Source organism: uncultured Methylibium sp., assembly GCF_902826655.1.
In the GTDB taxonomy this organism is placed as follows: Bacteria; Pseudomonadota; Gammaproteobacteria; order Burkholderiales; family Burkholderiaceae_C; genus Methylibium.
Map to the genome: position 1 here is coordinate 1 of NZ_CADEFR010000055.1, position 20,248 is coordinate 20,248.

The 20,248-nt window shown below is 70.0% G+C and carries 20 protein-coding genes; 19 read left to right on the forward strand and 1 reads right to left on the reverse strand.

Translation table 11 applies throughout. The annotated features are described in order from the left end of the window. The 5 genes from QZV97_RS16700 to QZV97_RS16720 form a co-directional block, all read left to right on the forward strand. A partial coding sequence (locus QZV97_RS16700) for a glycine--tRNA ligase subunit alpha (protein WP_295645038.1) occupies positions 1–578 on the forward strand: 578 nt, incomplete at its 5' end. Further along, the gene (glyS, locus tag QZV97_RS16705; protein WP_295645041.1) at positions 575–2,719 is read left to right on the forward strand and encodes a glycine--tRNA ligase subunit beta; all 2,145 of its coding nucleotides are present in this window, start codon (positions 575–577) and stop codon (positions 2,717–2,719) included. The genes QZV97_RS16700 and glyS, both read left to right, overlap by 4 nt. Position 2,720: 1 nt before the next feature. Then, positions 2,721–3,347, forward strand: a complete 627-nt coding sequence (gene gmhB, locus QZV97_RS16710) for a D-glycero-beta-D-manno-heptose 1,7-bisphosphate 7-phosphatase (protein WP_295645044.1) — start codon at positions 2,721–2,723, stop codon at positions 3,345–3,347. A 26-nt stretch (positions 3,348–3,373) separates the two neighbouring features. After that, entirely contained in the window at positions 3,374–4,126 is a 753-nt protein-coding gene (locus tag QZV97_RS16715; protein ID WP_295645090.1) for a lysophospholipid acyltransferase family protein, read from the forward strand. A gap of 42 nt (positions 4,127–4,168) precedes the next feature. Beyond that, positions 4,169–5,116 carry a SprT family zinc-dependent metalloprotease gene (locus QZV97_RS16720; protein ID WP_295645047.1) on the forward strand — a complete coding sequence of 316 codons (948 nt, stop codon included), beginning with the start codon at positions 4,169–4,171 and terminating at the stop codon, positions 5,114–5,116. A 3-nt stretch (positions 5,117–5,119) separates the two neighbouring features. Here the strand turns inward: QZV97_RS16720 and QZV97_RS16725 are convergent, their stop codons facing one another. Beyond that, positions 5,120–6,178: an MBL fold metallo-hydrolase gene (locus QZV97_RS16725; RefSeq protein WP_295645050.1), complete on the reverse strand. Its 1,059-nt coding sequence runs from the start codon at positions 6,176–6,178 to the stop codon at positions 5,120–5,122. Between the two features lie 98 nt (positions 6,179–6,276). On the opposite strand from QZV97_RS16725, the gene QZV97_RS16730 reads away from it, so the two are divergent. The 14 genes from QZV97_RS16730 to QZV97_RS16795 all read left to right on the forward strand — a co-directional run. Then, complete coding sequence (locus tag QZV97_RS16730) at positions 6,277–6,735, forward strand: MerR family DNA-binding transcriptional regulator (RefSeq protein WP_295645053.1); 459 nt, start codon at positions 6,277–6,279, stop codon at positions 6,733–6,735. Positions 6,736–6,745: 10 nt separating this feature from the next. Continuing rightward, positions 6,746–7,195 (forward strand): PaaI family thioesterase, encoded by a 450-nt coding sequence (locus QZV97_RS16735; RefSeq protein ID WP_295645056.1) that lies wholly within the window; start codon positions 6,746–6,748, stop codon positions 7,193–7,195. 19 nt (positions 7,196–7,214) lie between these two features. Beyond that, positions 7,215–8,393, forward strand: a complete 1,179-nt coding sequence (locus QZV97_RS16740) for an isovaleryl-CoA dehydrogenase (protein ID WP_295645059.1) — start codon at positions 7,215–7,217, stop codon at positions 8,391–8,393. A gap of 138 nt (positions 8,394–8,531) precedes the next feature. Next, positions 8,532–9,689: an ABC transporter substrate-binding protein gene (locus QZV97_RS16745; protein WP_295645062.1), complete on the forward strand. Its 1,158-nt coding sequence runs from the start codon at positions 8,532–8,534 to the stop codon at positions 9,687–9,689. Between the two features lie 58 nt (positions 9,690–9,747). After that, the gene (gene can / locus QZV97_RS16750) at positions 9,748–10,416 is read left to right on the forward strand and encodes a carbonate dehydratase (RefSeq protein ID WP_295645065.1); all 669 of its coding nucleotides are present in this window, start codon (positions 9,748–9,750) and stop codon (positions 10,414–10,416) included. A gap of 11 nt (positions 10,417–10,427) precedes the next feature. Next, a complete protein-coding gene (gene aceK, locus QZV97_RS16755) occupies positions 10,428–12,266 on the forward strand; it encodes a bifunctional isocitrate dehydrogenase kinase/phosphatase (protein WP_295645093.1) in 1,839 nt (612 codons plus the stop codon). 15 nt (positions 12,267–12,281) lie between these two features. Next, complete coding sequence (locus QZV97_RS16760) at positions 12,282–13,481, forward strand: acetyl-CoA C-acyltransferase (protein WP_295645068.1); 1,200 nt, start codon at positions 12,282–12,284, stop codon at positions 13,479–13,481. Next, positions 13,478–13,945: a MaoC/PaaZ C-terminal domain-containing protein gene (locus QZV97_RS16765; RefSeq protein ID WP_295645071.1), complete on the forward strand. Its 468-nt coding sequence runs from the start codon at positions 13,478–13,480 to the stop codon at positions 13,943–13,945. Before QZV97_RS16760 ends, QZV97_RS16765 begins: the two co-directional genes overlap by 4 nt. Positions 13,946–13,952: 7 nt before the next feature. Further along, positions 13,953–14,606, forward strand: a complete 654-nt coding sequence (locus tag QZV97_RS16770; protein ID WP_295645074.1) for a LysE family translocator — start codon at positions 13,953–13,955, stop codon at positions 14,604–14,606. Continuing rightward, positions 14,603–15,268: an SDR family oxidoreductase gene (locus tag QZV97_RS16775; protein WP_295645076.1), complete on the forward strand. Its 666-nt coding sequence runs from the start codon at positions 14,603–14,605 to the stop codon at positions 15,266–15,268. Before QZV97_RS16770 ends, QZV97_RS16775 begins: the two co-directional genes overlap by 4 nt. A 28-nt stretch (positions 15,269–15,296) precedes the next feature. Beyond that, positions 15,297–16,427 carry an acyl-CoA dehydrogenase family protein gene (locus tag QZV97_RS16780; protein WP_295645079.1) on the forward strand — a complete coding sequence of 377 codons (1,131 nt, stop codon included), beginning with the start codon at positions 15,297–15,299 and terminating at the stop codon, positions 16,425–16,427. Positions 16,428–16,605: 178 nt separating this feature from the next. Continuing rightward, on the forward strand, positions 16,606–17,718 hold the full coding sequence (locus QZV97_RS16785) for a TRAP transporter substrate-binding protein (protein WP_295645082.1): 1,113 nt from the start codon (positions 16,606–16,608) through the stop codon (positions 17,716–17,718). 73 nt (positions 17,719–17,791) lie between these two features. Then, positions 17,792–18,409: a TRAP transporter small permease subunit gene (locus QZV97_RS16790; RefSeq protein WP_295645085.1), complete on the forward strand. Its 618-nt coding sequence runs from the start codon at positions 17,792–17,794 to the stop codon at positions 18,407–18,409. Continuing rightward, the coding region (locus QZV97_RS16795; protein ID WP_295645088.1) for a TRAP transporter large permease subunit at positions 18,409–20,248 on the forward strand (1,840 nt) is incomplete at its 3' end. The genes QZV97_RS16790 and QZV97_RS16795, both read left to right, overlap by 1 nt.

Below are 20,248 nucleotides of genomic sequence, written 5' to 3' on the forward strand. Positions count from 1 at the left end.
GCCCGACGCTGGGCGCCTGGGGCCTGGGCTGGGAGGTCTGGCTCAACGGCATGGAAGTCACGCAGTTCACTTACTTCCAGCAGGTCGGCGGCATCGACTGCCGCCCGATCACCGGCGAAATCACCTACGGCCTGGAGCGTCTGGCCATGTACCTGCAAGGTGTGGACAACGTCTACAACCTGAAGTGGACCGACAGCATGAGCTACGGCGACGTGTACCTGCAGAACGAGAAGGAACAGTCCGCCTACAACTTCGAGCACAGCGACGCCGACTTCCTCTTCACCGCCTTCGGGGCGCACGAGAAGCAGGCCAAGCACTTGATGGAGCAGCAGCTCGCGCTGCCCGCCTACGAGCAGGTGCTCAAGTGCGCGCACAGCTTCAACCTGCTGGACGCGCGCGGCGCCATCAGCGTCACCGAGCGCGCCGCCTACATCGGCCGCATCCGCAACCTGGCGCGCAGCGTCGCGCAGAGCTATTTCGACAGCCGCGCGCGGCTGGGCTTTCCGATGGCGCCCCGGGCCTGGGCCGACGAAGTGCTGGCGCAGATCGACAGGCAGAACAACAAGAAGGCCGCATGAGCGACAAGAAGAGTCTGCTGGTCGAACTGTGCGTCGAGGAGTTGCCGCCGAAGGCGCTGAAGAAGCTCGGTGCGGCTTTCGCCGAGGCGCTGGCCGCGTCGCTGAAGGCCCAGGGCCTGGCGGGCGAGCAGTCGGCCGTCACGCCGTTCGCGTCGCCGCGGCGGCTGGCGGTGCACGTGAGCGCCGTGCTGCCGGCGGCCCCGGACCAGGCGGTCTCGGTCAAGCTGATGCCGGCTGCGGTGGGCCTGGCGCCGGACGGCCGGCCGACGCCCGCCTTGCTGAAGAAGCTGGCGGCCGTCGGTGCCGATGCCTCGGCCGTCGATGCGCTGCGGCGTGAAGGCGACGCGCTCTTCCTCGACCGCACGCAGGCCGGCGCCACGCTGGCCGCCGGCCTGCAGCAGGCGCTGGACGCGGCGATCGCCGCGCTGCCTAGCCCGAAGCGCATGAGCTACCAGCTCGACGGCGGCGAGCAGCCGGGCTGGACCACCGTCTCCTTCGTGCGCCCCGCGCACGGCCTCGTCGCGCTGCACGGCGCCGACGTCGTGCCGGTCGCCGCCCTCGGCCTGCAGTCCGGACGCGAGACGCACGGCCATCGCTTCGAGGCGCAGATGGACCCGGTGGTGCTGCAGCATGCCGACCACTACGCGCAGCAGCTGCTGGACCAGGGCGCGGTGATCGCCGGCTTCGAGCAGCGCCATGGCGAGATCGCGCGCCAGCTGCAGCATGCGGCCGCGCAGCAAGGGCTGGTGCCGATCGACGATGCCGCGCTGCTGGACGAGGTGACCGCGCTGGTCGAGCGACCCAGGGTGCTGCTGGGCCAGTTCGAGGAGGCCTTCCTCGAGGTGCCGCCCGAGTGCCTGATCCTCACGATGAAGGCCAACCAGAAGTACTTCCCGCTGCTCGATGCGGCGGGAAAACTGACCAACAAGTTCCTCATCGTCAGCAACATCAGCCCGGCCGACACGAGCCGCGTCGTCGAAGGCAACGAGCGCGTGGTGCGGCCGCGGCTGGCCGATGCGAAGTTCTTCTTCGACCAGGATCGCAAGAAGACGCTGGAGTCGCGCGTCGCGGGGCTCGCCAAGGTGGTCTACCACGGCAAGCTGGGCAGTCAGGCCGAGCGGGCCGAGCGCGTCGGCGTCATCGCGCACGCCATCGTCAACCAGCTGCGCGAGGCCACGCTGCCCTACACCGTGGAGGCGAAGGACCACTTCGACGTGCTCGACAGCAAGGTCCGTCAGGCCGCGCGCCTGGCCAAGACCGACCTGCTGACCGACATGGTCGGCGAGTTCCCCGAGCTGCAGGGCGTGATGGGCGGCTACTACGCGCGCCACGAGGGCCTGCGCGACGGCGTCGCGATCGCGATCGAGGACCACTACAAGCCGCGCTTCGCCGGCGACGCGCTGCCGCGCAACCACACCGGCACCGTGCTGGCGCTGGCCGACAAGCTGGAGACGCTGGCGGGCTTGTTCGGCATCGGCCAGGCGCCGACCGGCGACAAGGACCCGTTCGCGCTGCGACGCCATGCGCTGGGCGTGATCCGCATGCTGATCGAGCGCGACCTGCCGCTGGCCGTGCCGGCGCTGGTCGAGGTCGCGTTCGGGGCCTTCCCGGCGGCGCACGGCGCGGCGCAGGCCGAGGTCACGCACTTCCTGTTCGACCGTCTCGTCGGCTATCTGCGCGATGCGGGCTACAGCGCCCAGGAGGTCGAGGCGGTCATCGCCGTGCGGCCGCCGCGCTGGGGGGACGTTCCGCGTCGACTTGCGGCCGTCCGCAGCTTTGCCGCCCTGCCCGAGGCGCCGGCACTGGCCGCCGCCAACAAGCGCGTCGGCAACATCCTGAAGAAGAGCGACACGCCGCCCGGCGAGCAGATTGACGCCTCGCTGCTGAAGGAGCCCGCCGAACAGCGCTTCGTCGAGGCTCTGCAGTCGGCGGCGCAGCTGGCCAATGCCGCATTCGAGCGCGGCGACTACGCCGCCTCGCTGCAGGCGCTCGCCGCGCTGAAGGCGCCGGTCGACGCCTTCTTCGACAAGGTGATGGTCAATGCGGACGATGCCGCGCTGCGCGCGAATCGTCTGGCACTGCTGGCGGCGTTGCACCGCGCGATGAACCGCGTCGCCGACCTCTCCAAGCTGGCCACCTGAGATGCAGGCGATCAAGCTCGTCATCCTCGATCGCGACGGCACGATCAACGCCGACCGCGACGACTACGTCAAGTCGCCCGAGGAGTGGCGGCCGCTGCCGGGTGCGCTGGAAGGCATCGCACGGCTCAATCACGACGGCTGGCACGTGGTGGTGGCGACCAACCAGTCCGGCCTGGGCCGCGGCCTGTTCGACATGGCGGCGCTGAACGCGATGCACCTCAAGATGAACCACGCGCTGACCCAGGCCGGCGGGCGCCTCGACGCCATCTTCTTCTGCCCGCATGCGCCCGACGAGAACTGCGCCTGCCGCAAGCCGCTGCCCGGGCTGTTCGAGCAGATCGGCGACCGCTACGGCGTCGACCTGAAGGGCGTGCCGGCCATCGGCGACAGCCTGCGCGACCTGCAGGCCGCCGCGGCGGTGGGTTGCGAGACGCACCTGGTGCGCTCCGGCAAGTGCGAGGGCCTGAGCGACGAGCAGATCGCCGACCTGCTGGCCCAGGTGCCGGGCACGACGCTGCACACGGACCTGGCCGCCGCGGCCGAGTTCATCGTCCAGCGCGGCCGCGCGGCGCGCGCCCGGACGCGCGGCATCGCCGAGTCGCCCGAGAGCGGGGCGGGGTCGCTGTGAGCGGCCTGGTGGCGCGCCTGCGCTCGATGCTGTTCCTGCTGTGGATGGTGGTGACGGTGATCCCGATCGCCATCGTGGCGCTGGTGATGTCGATCTTCGTGCGCGGCGATCCGCTGTACTGGGTGTGCGTCAGCTTCCTGCGCCTGTCGATCTGGGGCGCGCGCGCGATCTGCGGCGTGCAGTACCGCGTGCATGGCATGGAGAACCTGCCGCCGCGCGACAAGCTGTCGCCGGTGATCCTGCTCCCCAAGCACCAGAGCACCTGGGAGACCTTCGCCTTCCCGACGCTGATGTCGCACCCGCTGTGCTACGTCTTCAAGCGCGAGCTGATCTACATCCCCTTCTTCGGCTGGGCGATGGGCCGGCTGGACATGATCCACATCGACCGCAGCAAGCGCGCCGAGGCCTGGAACAAGGTCGCCGAGCAGGGCCGGCGCTACATGTCCCACGGCAACTGGGTCATCATGTTTCCCGAGGGCACGCGCACGCCGCGCGGCGGCCAGGGGCAGTACAAGAGCGGCGGCACGCGGCTCGCGATCGCCACCGGCGTGCCGGTGGTGCCGATCGCGGTCAGCTCGGCCAGGTGCTGGCCGCGCAAGAGCTTCGTGCTGCGGCCCGGGACGATCGACGTCGTGATCGGTGCCCCCATCCCGTCGACCGGCCGCGAGCCCGAGGAACTGATGCGCGAGGTCGAGACCTGGATCGAGGCGCAGATGCGCCGCATCGACCCCGAGGCCTACGCCGCCCAGGGCGCCGCGCAGGCCGCGCCGGCGGCCTGAGCGCCTCCCGGGGCACGCGGCCCACTTCTATACTCGCGGTCCATGACGCGCCGGGCTGCGGGGATCGATCCCCACGCCAAACCCCCTAGCCAGCTCGACCTGCCGCTCTTCGCGCAGGACGACGCGCCATCGGCGCCCGCCGCGGCCTCGGTCCCGGCCGGCCTCGCGTCGCAGGCATCGTCATCGCCGCCGCCGTCCGCCGTCCCGCCCGCCGCCCCGGTCGCCGCGTCCAGCCTGTTCCGCCACCCGCGGGCCTCGCGCGAGATCGATCTCGGTCACGCGGTCGTGGCCTACGAGTTCCAGCGCGCCCGGCGCCGCTCGATCGGCATGGTGGTGTCGGCCGAGGGTCTGTCGGTGCGCGCGCCGCGCTGGGTCGGCTGGGGCGAGATCGAGGAAGCGCTGCGCGAGAAGGCCGTCTGGATCCGGGCCAAGCTGGTCGAGCAGCACGAGCGCGCCCGCAAGCTCGAAGCCTCGCGCATCGAATGGCGCGACGGCACCAGCCTGCCCTTCCTCGGCGAGACCGTGATCCTGGTGCTGGACCCGCGCACCACCGGGGCGGTGCTGAACAGCGATGCCGAGGCGCTGCCGGGGGTTCCGCGACTCACCCTGCACGTCGGCCTGCCGCAGACTGCGACGCCGGAGCAGATCCGCGACGTCGCGCAGGCCTGGCTCAAGCGCCAGGCGCTGCGCATCTTCGAGGAGCGCTGCGCGCACTTCGCGCCGCGGCTCAAGGTCAGCGTTCATCGCCTGGGCCTCAGCTCGGCGCAGACGCGCTGGGGCAGCGCCAGCGCCGACGGCTCGGTGCGGCTGAACTGGCGACTGGTGCACTTCGCGCTGCCGACCATCGACTACGTGGTCGCGCACGAGCTCGCGCACCTGCGCGAGATGAACCACAGCCCGCGCTTCTGGGACGTGGTGCGCTCGGTGATCCCGGACGTCGACGCGGCGCGCGGCGTGCTGCGGCACGAGGCGGTGCCGGCCTTCGACTGAGCCCTAGGCGGCCGGCACGAAGCGGTAGATGCCGTCGGCGTCCAGCCGCCGTTCGAGGCGGCCCTGTAACCACAAGGTGTGCAGGTGGGCGATGGCTTCGCCGAGCGCGAAGCTCGTCTGGTGCAGGTCGAGCGGGCGCCTGAACAGCACCGGCAGCAGCCCGACGGCGTGGGTCGGCTGCGCCGTGCAGGCCTCCATCACCTCGGCCAGGCGATCGGCGTGGTGGTCGCGCAACTGGTCGATGCGCGTGTGCAGTCCGGTGAAGGGCCGGCCGTGCGAGGGCAGCACCACCGCGTCGGCCGGCAGCGCGCGCATCCGCTCGATCGACGCGAGGAACAGCGCCAGCGGGTCGGCCTCGGGTTCCAGGTGCATGACCATCACGTTGGTGCTGATGCGCGGCAGCACCATGTCGCCCGAGATCAGCAGGTTCAGGGACTGGGCGTGCAAGGCGATGTGCTCGGGCGCGTGGCCGTAGCCGGCGTGGCAGCGCCAGTCGTGGTCGCCGATGCGCAGCACCTGACCGTCGAGCAGCCGGTGGTAGCGCCGCGGCACCGTCGGCACCATCGACGCGTAGTAGTTGGTGCGGGCCCGCACCTTGGCCAGCGTGTCCTCGTCGGTGACGCCGTGGCGCGCGTAGTGCGCGGCGCTGGCCTCGCCGCCGATGTCGTTGCCGGGCTGCGAGGCCAGGCGCGCCGCGTTCCAGTCGGTCGCGCTGATCCACAGGTCGCAGTCCCAGCGCTGCGTCAGCCAGTCGGCCAGCCCGATGTGGTCGGGGTGCATGTGCGTGACGATGACGCGCAGCACCGGCAGGCCTTCGAGCTGGGTCGCGAAGACCTGCTCCCAGGCCGCGCGGGTGGCGTCGTTGTGGATGCCGCAGTCGACGATGGCCCAGCCCTCGCGGCCCTGGTGGCGGTCGCGCAGCAGCCACAGGTTGATGTGGTCCAGCGCGAAGGGCAGGCCCATGCGCAGCCACTTGACGCCGGGCGCGACGGTCAGCGTCGAGCCCGGGCCGGGCAGGGTGTCGCCGAACGGGTAGCGGAGCTGGTGTTCGAGGGCGTTCATGCGGGGACCTGGGCGGGGGGCGTTGAGCGGCGGAGGGGGTGCTGCTACAGTTGACGTTAACGTTAACGTCAATCGTACGTCACGGATTCTAGGCAGCCATGAGCACTCCTGCAGTCTCCCCGGCGTCAACCAGCTACACGATCAGTGAGCTGGCGCGCGAGTTCGACCTGACCACGCGCGCGATCCGCTTCTACGAGGACTGCGGCCTGCTCGCCCCCGACCGCGGCGGCGCCGGCGGCCGGCAGCGCGTCTATACCCACCGCGACCGCACGCGCCTCAAGCTCACGCTGCGCGGCAAGCGCCTCGGCCTGAGCCTGGCCGAGATCAAGGAACTGGTCGACATGTACGAGACGCCGCGCGACTCGGTGCCGCAGCTGCGCAAGTACCTGGCGGTGCTGGCCGCGCACCGCGAGCAGGTCGAGCAGCAGATGGCCGACCTGCAGGCCACGCTGGACGAGGTGCGCTCGCACGAGAAGGAGGCGCGACGCCTGCTCGCGGCCAGCGAGTCGCGCAGCGCCCCGGCCGCGCCGCGCGCCGTGCGCGCCAAGGCCGAGTGAGGGGCTCGCGATGCCGCCCGCCGACCCCGGTTTCGCCGCCCGCGTGGCGGCCTCGTTCGAGCGTCAGCCGGCGATGGCGCTGATCGGCGCGACGCTCGACGTCGTCGAGGCCGGCCGCGTCGTGATCGGCCTGGCGCACCGCGCCGACATCGCGCAGCAGCACGGCTTCGTGCATGCCGGCATCCTGTCCACCGCGCTCGACTCGGCCTGCGGCTACGCGGCCTCGAGCCTGATGCCGGCCGACGCCGGCGTGCTGACGATCGAGTTCAAGGTCAACCTGCTGGCGCCGGCCGCCGGCCCGCGCTTCCGGCTCGAAGGCCAGGTGGTCAAGGCCGGCCGCACGATCAGCGTGGTCGAGGGCCGCGCGCTGCAGCTCGCCGACGACGGCCGCGAGAAGCTGGTCGCGACGATGACGGCCACCGTGATGACCATCGTCGGCCGTGCCGGCATCCAGCACTGACATCCAGGAGACCCATCCCATGAACCTGCCCGGCCTCGACTTCCAGCTCGGCGAGGACATCGACGCACTGCGCGACGCGGTGCGCGCCTTCGCCGACGCCGAGATCGCCCCGCGCGCCGCGCAGATCGATCAGAGCGACCAGTTCCCGATGGACCTGTGGCGCAAGATGGGCGAGCTGGGCGTGCTCGGCATCACCGTGGGCGAGGAGTACGGCGGCGCCAACATGGGCTACCTGGCCCACATGGTGGCGATGGAGGAGATCAGCCGCGCCTCGGCGAGCGTCGGCCTGAGCTACGGTGCGCACAGCAACCTGTGCGTCAACCAGCTCAAGCGCAACGGCAGCGACGCGCAGAAGCAGAAGTACCTGCCCAGGCTGATCAGCGGCGAACACGTCGGGGCGCTGGCGATGAGCGAGCCCGGTGCCGGCTCCGACGTCATCTCGATGAAGCTCAAGGCCGAGGACAAGGGCGGTTACTACGTCCTCAACGGCAGCAAGATGTGGATCACCAACGGCCCCGACGCCGACACCATGGTGGTCTACGCCAAGACCGAACCCGAGCTCGGCGCGCGCGGCGTCACTGCCTTCATCGTCGAGAAGGGCATGAAGGGCTTCTCCACCGCGCAGAAGCTCGACAAGCTGGGCATGCGCGGCTCGCACACCGGCGAGATGGTGTTCCAGAACGTCGAGGTGCCGGCGCAGAACATCCTCGGCAATCTCAACGGCGGTGCCAAGGTGCTGATGAGCGGCCTGGACTACGAGCGTGCGGTGCTGGCGGCCGGGCCGATCGGCATCATGCAGTCGGTGATGGACAACGTGATCCCGTACACCCACGACCGCAAGCAGTTCGGCCAGTCGATCGGCGAGTTCCAGCTGATCCAGGGCAAGGTGGCCGACATGTACACCGTGCTGCAGGCCGGCCGCGCCTTCTGCTACACGGTCGGCAAGAACCTCGACATGCTCGGCGCCGAGCACGTGCGCCAGGTGCGCAAGGACTGCGCGAGCGTGATCCTGTGGTGCGCCGAGAAGGCCACCTGGATGGCCGGCGAGGGCATCCAGATCTTCGGCGGCAACGGCTACATCAACGAGTACCCGCTGGGCCGGCTGTGGCGCGACGCCAAGCTCTACGAGATCGGGGCCGGCACCTCGGAGATCCGCCGCATGCTGATCGGCCGGGAGCTGTTTGCCGAGACGATGTGAGGCGGCGAGCCCGTGCGATGAGCGCATCCCGTGGCCCGGTCCGGCAGCGAAATGCCAAAAAGTACCGCCCGGTTTTCCGGGTAAACCCTAGACTCCCCGCCGGTCGGCGCCGCGGGTGCGCCTGGGGGAATTCGGGTCATGGATCAACGGAACAGCACCGGCGCTTCGCGCCGGCGGACGGGCTTTCGCCTGATGGCGGCGATCGGCCTGTGGATGGCGGCGCAGTCGCCGGCCTGGTCGGCGGGCGAGAGCGTGGTGGTCGGGCAGGTCGCGCCTTTCTCGGGGCCGCAGGCCGTCACCGGACGGGCGATGAACGCGGGCGCGAAGCTCTACTTCGACGCCGTCAATGCGCGCGGCGGCGTGCGCGGCCGGCCGATCAAGCTGGTGACGCGCGACGACGCACAGAAGCCCGACGAGACGGTGCGCCTGACCCGGGAGCTGATCGCCGCCGAGTCGCCGGTGGCGCTGATCGGCACGGTCGGCACCAGCAACCTCGAGGCGCTGGCCAAGGACGGCGTGCTGGCACGCCAGCGCGTGTCGATGATCGGCGCGGTGTCCGGTGCGGCCAGCATCGTGCAGGCCGAGGCGATGCACCCGGTCAAGGCGAGCTACCACGACGAGGTCGCGCGGCTGTTCAGCCAGCTGGCCGCGCTGGGCGTTCAGCGCATCGGCCTGGTCTACCAGGACGACGGCCTGGGCCGCGACGTGCTGGTGGGCGCCGAGGCAGCGGCGCGTCAGTCCGGCGTCACGCTGGTCGCGCGCTCGGGCTATGCGCGCAACACCACCGCGGTCGAGAAGCCGGTGGCCGACATGCTGGGCGCCAAGGTCCAGGTCGTGTTCCTGGGCGCCACCACGGCGGCCGGGATCGAGTTCGTCAGGCAGTACCGGGCGGCCGGCGGCACGGCGACGCTCTACGGCCTGTCGATCATCGACACCGAGGCGCTGCTGAAGGCGCTGGGGCCGGAGCGCTCGCGCGGCTACGCGTTCTCGGTCGTGCTGCCGCTGGCGCAGCAGACCCACCGCGCGGTGGTGCGCGAGTACCTGCAGCTGAAGTCCGCGTCGACCGACCCCCACCTGTCGGCGCGCTCGATCGAGGGCTACATCGCCGCCAAGGCGCTGGTGAAGATCCTGGAAGGCGGGGCCCCGCTCACGGCCGGGGGCGTCAGCCAGGCGATCGCGACCTCGAGCGCGGTGGACGTCGGCGGCTACGTGCTCGACTTCGCCGCCAGGGACCGCAGCAGCTCGCGCTACGTCGACTTCGCAATGTTCGGCGCCGACGGCAAGATCGTGCAGTAGCGTGCCGCTGCGCGTCGGCGCGGCTTCGTAAACTCGGTGCTCACCGAGGGGCAAGACGATGAGCACCGAACTGCAGGAACTGTTCGACAGCAACCGCCGCTGGGCTGCGGCGACCGAGGCGCGGCAGCCGGGCTTCTTCACCCGGCTGCTCAGCCAGCAGACGCCGCAGTACATGTGGATCGGCTGCGCCGACAGCCGCGTGCCGGCCAACGAGCTGGTCGGCCTGGCGCCGGGCGAGATGTTCGTGCACCGCAACGTCGCCAACGTCGTCGTGCACTCCGACCTGAACTGCCTGTCGGTCGTGCAGTACGCGACCGACGTGCTGAAGGTCCAGCACATCATCGTCGTCGGCCACTCGGGCTGCGGCGGCGTCGCGGCGGTGATGAACGACCGCCGCGCCGGCATCGTCGACAACTGGCTGCGCCACGTGCAGGACGTGCGCAACTGGTACCAGTCGTGGCTGGACACCGTGCCGGAGGCCCAGCGGGTCAACGCGCTGTGCGAACTCAACGTCGTCGAGCAGGCCACCAACGTCTGCCGCACCACGGTCGTTCAGGACGCCTGGGCGCGCGGCCAGGAGCTGGTGATCCACGGCTGGTTCTACGGCCTGAAGGACGGGCTGCTGCAGGACCTGCGGATGACGGTGCGCCGGCCCGAGGACGTGAGCCAGGCGCACGCCGCCGCGATCGCGGCCGTCAAGACGCGCTACGGCGCGGGAGGCGCCTGATGTCGGCTGCGCTGCTGCCCCGGTCGCTCGACGATCCCCAGGCCTACGACATCGCCCAGGCGCTGCTGGAGGGCTTCAACCGGCACTACCGGCTGTTCCGCCAGACCAGCCGCGAGGCCAAGCAGCGTTTCGAGGCGGCCGACTGGCACGGCCAGCAGCGCGCGCAGCGCGAGCGCATCGAGTTCTACGACCTGCGCGTCGACGAGGCGGCCGAGCGCCTGGAGCGCGAGTTCCGCGCCGCCGAGCTGTCGCGCGACACCTGGCAGCAGGCCAAGCTGCACTACATCGGCCTCTTGATCGATCACCACCAGCCCGAGCTGGCCGAGACCTTCTTCAACTCGGTGACGACCAAGCTGCTGCATCGCAGCTACTTCCGCAACGAGTTCATCTTCGTGCGCCCCGCGGTCAGCACCGAGTACATCGAGAACGACGAGCCGGCCGCCACGCCCACCTACCGCGCCTACTACCCGGAGCGCTCGGGGTCCAGCGAGGGACTGCGCGAGACGCTGCTGCGCATGGTCGACAACTTCCAGCTGCAGCGCGAGTTCGAGGACCTCGGGCGCGACGTCGAGTACGTGCTGCAGGCCTTCCGCACCCAGTTCGGTGACGGCAAGGTCAGCGCCAACTTCCAGATCCAGGTGCTGTCCAGCCTGTTCTTCCGCAACAAGGGCGCCTACCTCGTCGGCCGCGTGATCAACGGCTTCCGCGAGACCGGCTTCGCGCTGCCCATCCTGCACACCTCGCGCGACCAGCTGGTGATCGACACCGCGCTGTTCGGCGAGGACGAGCTGCTGCTGCTGTTCAGCTTCGCGCGGGCCTACTTCATGGTCGACATGGAGATCCCCTCGGCCTACGTGCAGTTCCTGCGCTCGCTGATGCCGCGCAAGCCGCGCTGGGAGCTGTACAACGCGCTGGGCCTGCAGAAGCAGGGCAAGAACCAGTTCTACCGCGACTTCCTCTATCACCAGCGCCACAGCAGCGACAAGTTCCGCACCGCGCCCGGCATCAAGGGCATGGTGATGCTGGTGTTCGACCTGCCGAGCTTTCCCTTCGTCTTCAAGGTCATCAAGGACTTCTACCCGCCGCAGAAGGACACGACGCGCGAGCAGATCATGAGCAAGTACCTGCTCGTGAAGACCCACGACCGGGTCGGCCGCATGGCCGACTCGCTGGAGTACAGCAACGTCGCCTTCCCGCGCCACCGCTTCGAGGACGAGCTGATCGAGGAGCTGCGGCACTTCTGCCCGAGCCTGCTCGAGGAGGAGGGCGACAGCCTCATCATCAAGCACCTCTACATCGAGCGGCGCATGATCCCGCTCAACATCTACCTGCAGGAAGCGACGCCCGAGCAGCTGAAGCATGCCGTCGTCGAGTACGGCAACGCGATCAAGGACCTGGTCTCGGCCAACATCTTCCCCGGCGACATGCTGTGGAAGAACTTCGGCGTCACCCGCCACGGCAAGGTCGTCTTCTACGACTACGACGAGATCGAGTACCTGACCGACTGCAATTTCCGCAAGGTGCCGCCGCCGCGCAACGAGGAAGAAGAGATGTCCGGCGACATCTGGTACGCCGTCGGCCCCAAGGACGTGTTCCCCGAGACCTTCGGTCCGTTCCTGCTGGGCAATCGCGAGGTGCGGCAGGTCTTCATGGAGCATCACGCCGACCTGCTGGAGGCCGACTACTGGCAAGGCCGCAAGGACCGCATCCTCGCGGGATACGTGCATGATGTATTTCCCTACGATCCCCACAAGCGTTTCCGCCGCCGGCCCGGCCTGGGCCTCGGCAGCCTCGACGCCGAGAGCGCCTCGCTGTCCACCTCGACGCAACTCGGCCACAACCCCATCTGAACCCAGGAGCCCGCCATGAGTGCCACCGATCCGATCGTCATCGTCTCCGCCGCCCGCACGCCGATCGGCGGTCTGCTCGGCGACTTCGCCGGCCTGCAGGCCTGGGAGCTGGGCGCCGTCGCCATCCGGGCCGCGGTCGAGCGCGCCGGCGTGCCCGGCGACTCGGTCGACGAGGTGCTGTTCGGCAACTGCCTGATGGCCGGCCAGGGGCAGGCGCCGGCGCGCCAGGCGATGCGCAAGGCCGGCCTGCCGGACTCCGCCGGCGCGGTGACGCTGTCCAAGATGTGCGGCTCGGGCATGCGCGCGATGATGTTCGGCCACGACATGCTGGCCGCGGGCTCGGCCGATGTGGTCGTCGCCGGCGGCATGGAGAGCATGACCAACGCGCCGCACCTGACCTTCGCCCGCAAGGGCATCAAGTACGGCGCCGCGGCGCTGTACGACCACATGGCGATCGACGGCCTGGAGGACGCCTACGAACGTCTGCCCAACGGCGGCGGCAAGGCCATGGGCGTCTTCGCCGAGCAGTGCGTCGGCAAGTACAGCTTCACGCGCGAGGCGATGGACGCCTTCGCGATCGCCTCGACCCAGCGCTCGATCGCCGCCAACAGCGACGGCAGCTTCGACTGGGAGATGGCGCCGGTGGTGCTGCCGGGCAAGGCCGGCGAGGTGACGTTCACCAGGGACGAGCAGCCCTTCAAGGCCAAGCTCGACAAGATCCCGGGCCTGAAGCCGGCCTTCAAGAAGGACGGCGCGATCACCGCGGCCACCTCGTCGTCGATCTCCGACGGCGCCGCGGCGCTGGTGCTGATGCGCGAGTCGACCTCCAAGGCTCGAGGCGCGAAGCCGATCGCCCGCATCCTTGCGCACAGCGTGCACGCGCAGGCGCCGGAATGGTTCACGACCGCACCGGTCGGTGCGATCCAGAAGGTGCTCAAGAAGACCGGCTGGAACGCGGCCGACGTCGACCTGTGGGAGATCAACGAAGCCTTCGCCGCCGTGACGATGGCGGCGATGGCCGAGTTCAAGCTGCCGCACGACCGGGTCAACGTCCACGGTGGCGCCTGCGCGCTGGGCCACCCGATCGGTGCTTCGGGCGCGCGTATCGTCGTCACGCTGCTGGGCGCCCTGCGCAAGCACGGCAAGAAGAAGGGCGTGGCGGCGCTGTGCATCGGCGGGGGCGAAGCCACCGCGATGGCCGTCGAACTGCTGTGACCGACGGCAGCCGGCGCGAGGCCTGGCCGGCGGTGCCGGCGCAGGTCGGCCAGCTGATCACCCGGACCGACCGCTACAGCCGCGAGGCCATCGAGGCCTTCGCGGCGGCGTGCAACGACCACAACCCGCTGCACAGCGATCGCGCGCGGGCCGAGCACTCGCGCTTCGGCGAGGTGATCGCCAGCGGCGAGCAGACGAGCTCGATGATGATGGGCCTGGCGACCTCGCACTTCGCACGCCCGCGCGACGGCGTGTCGACCGAGGTGCTGGTGCTGCACGTCAACTTCGCCTTCCGGGCGCCGGTGCTGGCCAACGAGGACGTGCACCTGCGCTGGCAGGTGACCGAGGTCACCTGGAACAGCCGTCAGCAGTCGCACGTGATCGTGCTCGCCGGCGAATGCAGCACCGCGCGCGCCAAGCCGGCGCTGGTGGCGCGCGCGAGCCTGCTGGTGAAGCAGACGTGAGGTGGGCATGAGCCCGTTCGGCATCCATGATCTCGGCCTCTTCATGCTGACCGGGCTGGTGCTCAACCTGACGCCCGGCGCCGACACGCTGCTGGTGGTCGGTCGCAGTGCGCGGGGCGGGTGGCGCCATGGGGCCGCGGCGGCGCTCGGCATCGGGCTGGGCTGCATGGTCCACGCGCTGGCCGCGGCGCTGGGCGTGGCCGCGCTGCTCGCGGCGTCGAGCTGGGCCTTCGAACTGCTCAAGTGGGCTGGCGCCGCCTACCTGGCGTGGCTGGGGCTGCAGATGCTGCGGGCGGCGCTGCGCGGTCCGGCGGGTGAAGCGGTCGCGGCGGGCGCGGGGTCCGCGGAGGCCGGGTCGCTGCGCCAGTCGCTGGCGGCCGGCCTGCTGACCAACGTGCTCAATCCCAAGGTCGGCCTGTTCTTCCTGGCCTTCGTGCCGCAGTTCGTCGATGCCGGCGCGGCGTCGCCGCTGGCGGCCTTCCTGCTGCTCGGGCTGCTGTTCAACCTGACCGGCGTCGGCTGGCTGCTGGTGGTGGCGGCGCTGACGGCGCGAGCGCGTGGCCGCGTCGCGCCGGCGGCGGCGCGCGCCCTGCAGGCCGTCGGCGGCGCGCTCTTCGTCGCGCTGGCGGCGCGGCTGGTGGCCGCGCGGAGCCCGGCATGAAGGTCTTCGTCGCCGGCGCCTCGCGCGGCATCGGGCTGGAGTTCGTGCGCCAGTACCGTGCCGACGGCGCCGCCGTCCGGGCCACGGCGCGTGACGAGGCGGGCCTGGCCCGGCTGCGCGCGCTGGGTGCCGAGGCGCTGGCGCTCGACATCGCCGACGCCGAAAGCTGCTCGCGCCTGGCCTGGCAGCTCGACGGCCTGAGCTTCGACGTGGCGATCGTCAACGCCGGGCTGTTCGGGCCCGACGCCGCCGGCGTGCAGGCACCGGCCGTCGCCGACTTCGACGCGGTGATGCACACCAACGTGCTCGGCGCGATGCGGGTCCTGGAGCAGCTGGCCGAACTGCTGGCGCCGCAGGCCCGGGTCGCGCTGCTGTCGTCGGGCATGGCGTCGATCGGCCAGCGCTCCTCGCCCGACCACTGGCTGTACCGCGCGTCGAAGGCGGCGCTGAACTCGGTCGCGAAGGACGCGGCACTGGCGCTGGCCGGGCGGGCGTCCTGCATTGCGATCAGCCCCGGCTGGGTGCGCACCGACATGGGCGGATCGGCGGCGCCGCTGTCGGTGGAGCAGAGCGTCGGCGCGATGCGCCGCACGATCGCCGGCCTGAAGCCGGCCGACAGCGGCCGCTTCCTCGACCACGACGGCACGCCCATTCCCTGGTGAGCCGGGGCGCACGACCGGAAGGACCCCCATGCTGCTGAGCGAACACCACACCGCGATCCAGGACGCCGTGCGCGACTACGTGCAGGCCGAGATCGCGCCCCGGGCGGCCGACTGGGACAAGCGCCACCACTTTCCGGCCGAGCAGCTGCAGGGCCTGGCGCAGCTGGGCTGCTACGGCGTCGCCGTGCCCGAAGCCTGGGGCGGCGCGGGGCTGGACTACCTGAGCCTGTCGCTGATCCTCGAGGAGATCGCGGCCGGCGACGGTGCCACGTCCACCATCGTCAGCGTCAACAACTGCCCGGTGTGCTCGATCCTGATGGCCTGGGCGAACGACGCGCAGAAGGAACGCTGGCTCGTGCCGCTGGCGCGCGGCCAGATGCTGGGCGCCTTCTGCCTGACCGAGCCGCACGTCGGCTCCGAAGCCGCGGGCCTGAAGACCACCGCAGTGCGCGACGGCGACCACTACGTGCTCAACGGCGTCAAGCAGTTCATCACCAGCGGCCAGCACGGCGACGTCGCCATCGTGATGGCGGTGACCGACAAGACCGCCGGCAAGAAGGGCATCAGCGCCTTCGTCGTGCCGACCGCGACGCCCGGCTACGTCGTCGCGCGACTCGAGGACAAGCTCGGCCAGCACGCCAGCGACACCGCGCAGATCCTGTTCGAGAACTGCCGCGTGCCGGCGGGCAACCGCCTCGGCGACGAGGGCCAGGGCCTGAAGATCGCGCTGTCGGGGCTGGAGGGCGGGCGCATCGGCATCGCCTCGCAGGCGCTGGGCATGGCGCGCGCGGCCTTCGAGGCGGCGCTGAAGTACAGCAAGGAGCGCGTCGCCTTCGGCCGGCCGATCTTCGAGCACCAGGCGCTGCAGTTCCGCCTGGCCGACATGGCGACCGGGATCGAGGCGGCGCGGGCGCTGATCCATCACGCCGCCAGCCTGAAGGACGCCGGCCGGCCCTGCCTGAAGGAGGCCGCGATGGCCAAGCTCTTCGCCAGCGAGATGGCCGAGCGCGTGTGCAGCGACGCCATCCAGGTGCATGGCGGCTACGGCTACGTCAGCGACTTCCCGGTCGAGCGCATCTACCGCGACGTGCGCGTCTGCCAGATCTACGAGGGCACCTCGGACGTGCAGAGGATCCTCATCGGCCGGGCCCTCGCCTGAGGGGTGCCGGGCGGCTCGGCCGACGGCCGGTGCGGCTGGCCGCGGCGTTGCGGTTTCTGCGTATCGGGTTAACGACAGCGCCGGCTCGGTGGCCGCTGCCTAACATCCGCTGAATCGCAATGTGTCGGACCTCACCGCATGGTGAAAAATGGCCGCACGCACAACCCAGGAGACCGTCATGAGCCAGAAGTCCCCCTCGCAACGCCGCCGCTTCCTGAAGACCGCTTCGGCCGGCGCCGTCGGCGCCACCGCGATGGCGGCGCCGATGGTCTCGATGGCGCAGACCACGTCGCTGCGCTTCCAGAGCACCTGGCCGGCCAAGGACATCTTCCACGAGTACGCCAACGACTTCGCGACCAAGGTCAACAACATGGCGGGTGGCCGCCTGAAGATCGAGGTGCTGCCGGCCGGTGCCGTGGTCCCGGCCTTCCAGCTGCTGGAGGCCGTCAACAAGGGCACGCTCGACGGCGGTCATGGCGTCGTCGCCTACCACTACGGCAAGAACTCGGCGCTGGCCCTGTGGGGATCGGGCCCGGCCTACGGCATGGACCCGAACATGCTGCTGGCCTGGCACAACTACGGCGGCGGCAAGGAGCTGCTGACCGAGATCTACAAGAGCCTGAACATGGACGTGCAGTCCTACCTGTACGGGCCGATGCCGACCCAGCCCTTCGGCTGGTTCAAGAAGCCGATCGCCAAGGTCGAAGACATCAAGGGCACCAAGTTCCGCACCGTGGGCCTGGCGGTCGACATCTACACCGAGATGGGCGCGGCGGTGAACCCGCTGCCGGGTGGCGAGATCGTGCCGGCGCTGGACCGCGGCCTGATCGACGGCGCCGAGTTCAACAACGCCAGCTCCGACCGCCTGCTCGGCTTCCCGGATGTGGTGAAGAACTGCATGCTGCAGAGCTTCCACCAGAGCGGCGAGCAGTTCGAGATCCTGTTCAACGGCGGCAAGTACAACGGGCTGCCGGCCGAGCTGAAGGCGATGATCGACTACGCCGTGCAGGCTGCCAGCGCCGACATGAGCTGGAAGGCGGTGCAGCGCAACTCGCAGGACTACATCGAGCTCAAGAAGGCCGGCGTCAAGTTCTACAAGACCCCCGATGCCATCCTGCGCGCCCAGCTCGCGGCCTGGGACAAGACCATCGACAAGAAGGCAGGAGAGAATCCGCTCTTCAAGAAGGTGCTCGACTCGCAGAAGGTCTTTGCCGAGCGCGCCGGCCAGTGGCAGAACGACTACACGGTCGACTTCAAGATGGCCTGGAATCACTACTTCCGCAAGGGCTGATCAAGGCGGCGCTGCCGCCGATGGCATGAAGCAAGGGCGCCACGAGGCGCCCTTGTCTTGTTGAGGAATCGAGATGCAGAAACTGCTGCTGGCGGTCGACAGGTTCTCCACCTGGATCGGCAAGCTCTTTGCCTGGTCGGTGGTAGGGCTGACCGCGCTGATCACCTGGGAGGTGTTCTCCCGCTACGTGCTGAACAAGCCGCACGCCTGGGTGCTGGACGCGCAGATCATGCTGTACGGCACGCTGTTCATGTGCGCCGGCGCCTACACGCTGAGCAAGGCCGGCCACGTGCGCGGCGACGTGCTCTACGGCTTCTTCCGGCCGCGTACGCAGGCCTCGATCGACCTGGTGCTCTACGTGCTGTTCTTCCTGCCGGGCATCCTGGCGCTGACCTTCGCCGGCTGGCAGTACTTCAACGACTCGCTGGCGATCCGCGAACAGACCTTCAATGCCGACCCGATCCCGGTCTACCCGTTCAAGTTCGTCATCCCCTTCGCCGGCGCGGTGCTGCTGCTGCAGGGCCTGGTCGAGATCGTGCGCTGCGTGCTGTGCCTGCGTGACGGCGAGTGGCCGTCGCGCGAGCAGGACGTCGAGGAGGTCGACGTCGACAAGCTCAAGGAGATGGTGCACGTCAAGGACGCCGACATCGAGGCGCTGGACAAGTACGTGACGAAGGAAGGCGCCAAGTGATCAAGCTGCGCAAGGAACTCTGGTTCGGCTTCATCCTGATGGGGCTGATCGTCGCCGCGGCGGCGGGCATGGTGCTGAGCGTGCCGACCATGACCAATGGCCACTACGGCCTGCTGATGCTGTCGCTGGTGGTCGTGGCCATCATGCTGGGCTTCCCGACCGCCTTCACGCTGATGGGCATGGGCATGCTGTTCGCCTACTTCGCCTACCACTCGGGCGGGCAGAGCGCCGGCGGCGCGATGAAGCAGACGCTGGACCTGATGGTGCAGCGCGCCTTCTCGGTGATGGGCAACGACGTGCTCATCTCGATCCCGCTGTTCGTCTTCATGGGCTACCTGGTCGAGCGGGCCAACCTGATCGAGAAGCTGTTCCGCAGCCTGCACCTGTCGCTGGCGCGCGTGCCGGGCTCGCTGGCGGTGGCCACGCTGGTGACCTGCGCGGTGTTCGCCACCGCCACCGGCATCGTCGGCGCCGTGGTCACGCTGATGGGCCTGCTGGCACTGCCGCAGATGCTGCGCGGCGGCTACGACGTGCGCGTGTCGGCCGGCGCCATCACCGCGGGCGGCTGCCTGGGCATCCTGATCCCGCCGTCGGTGCTGCTGATCGTCTACGGCGCCACCGCCGGCGTGTCGGTGGTGCAGCTCTACGCCGGGGCCTTCTTCCCGGGCCTGATGCTGGCGGGCCTGTACATCGTCTACGTGATCGTGCTGGCGAAGATCAAGCCGGCGCTGATGCCGCCGCTGACGGCCGAGCAGCGCTTCGTGCCGCTGCCGACCCCGCTGGTCCAGATGGGCGCCACCCAGGCCCGCAATGCGCTGCCGGCCCTGCTGGGCGCGCTGAAGGGCCAGCGCAATCACGGCGTGTCCACCGGCTACCTGCTCAAGCAGCTGTTCGTGGCTCTGCTGCCGGCACTCCTGTTCGTCGTCGTCGCGCTGTGGAGCTACCAGAACGCGACCCGCGCGGCGCCGGTCGAGGAGTTCGTGGGCCTCGAGCAGATCGGTGCCCGGTCCGAGTCGGGCGCGTCCTCGCGCTCCGGGGACTTGCAGGAGCCGCCGTCGGGCGGCCTGCAGGAGCCTCCCGCGGCGGCCGGCGGCCTGAGCGAACCGCCCGGCGCCTCGGAACCTGCCGCGGCGGGCGGGCTCGCCGAGCCGCCCGGCACCGTCGGCGCCAGCGCGCCGGCCGCACCCTCCGGGCTGGCCGAACCCGGTGCCGCGGCGGCCCCGGCCGCGTCGGCCGCTGCCGAGTCGGCGGGCCCGAAGACGGCGTCGCGCGGCTACTGGATCGGCGTCGGTGTCGGGGCGGTGGCGCTGGCGGCGTACTACGCGCTGCTGAGCTTCGCCCGCTTCGAGATCTTCAAGATGCTGCTGGCCAGCTTCTTCCCGCTGCTGGTGCTGATCCTCGCGGTGCTCGGGTCGATCGTGTTCGGTCTCGCCACGCCGACCGAGGCGGCGGCGGTCGGTGCCTTCGGCGGCTTCCTGCTGGCCGCGGCCTACAAGCAGCTCAACTTCACCATCGTCAAGGAGTCGGTGTTCCTGACGGCCAAGACGAGCGCGATGGTGTGCTGGCTGTTCGTCGGCTCGGCGATCTTCTCGGCGGCCTTCGCGCTGCTGGGCGGGCAGGAGCTGGTCGAGAACTGGGTGCTGGGCATGAACCTCACCAAGACCGAGTTCCTGATCCTCAGCCAGGTGATCATCTTCATCCTGGGCTGGCCGCTGGAGTGGACCGAGATCATCGTGATCTTCATGCCGATCTTCATCCCGCTGCTGGACAACTTCGGCGTCGATCCGCTGTTCTTCGGCCTGCTGGTGGCGCTGAACCTGCAGACCGCGTTCCTGAGCC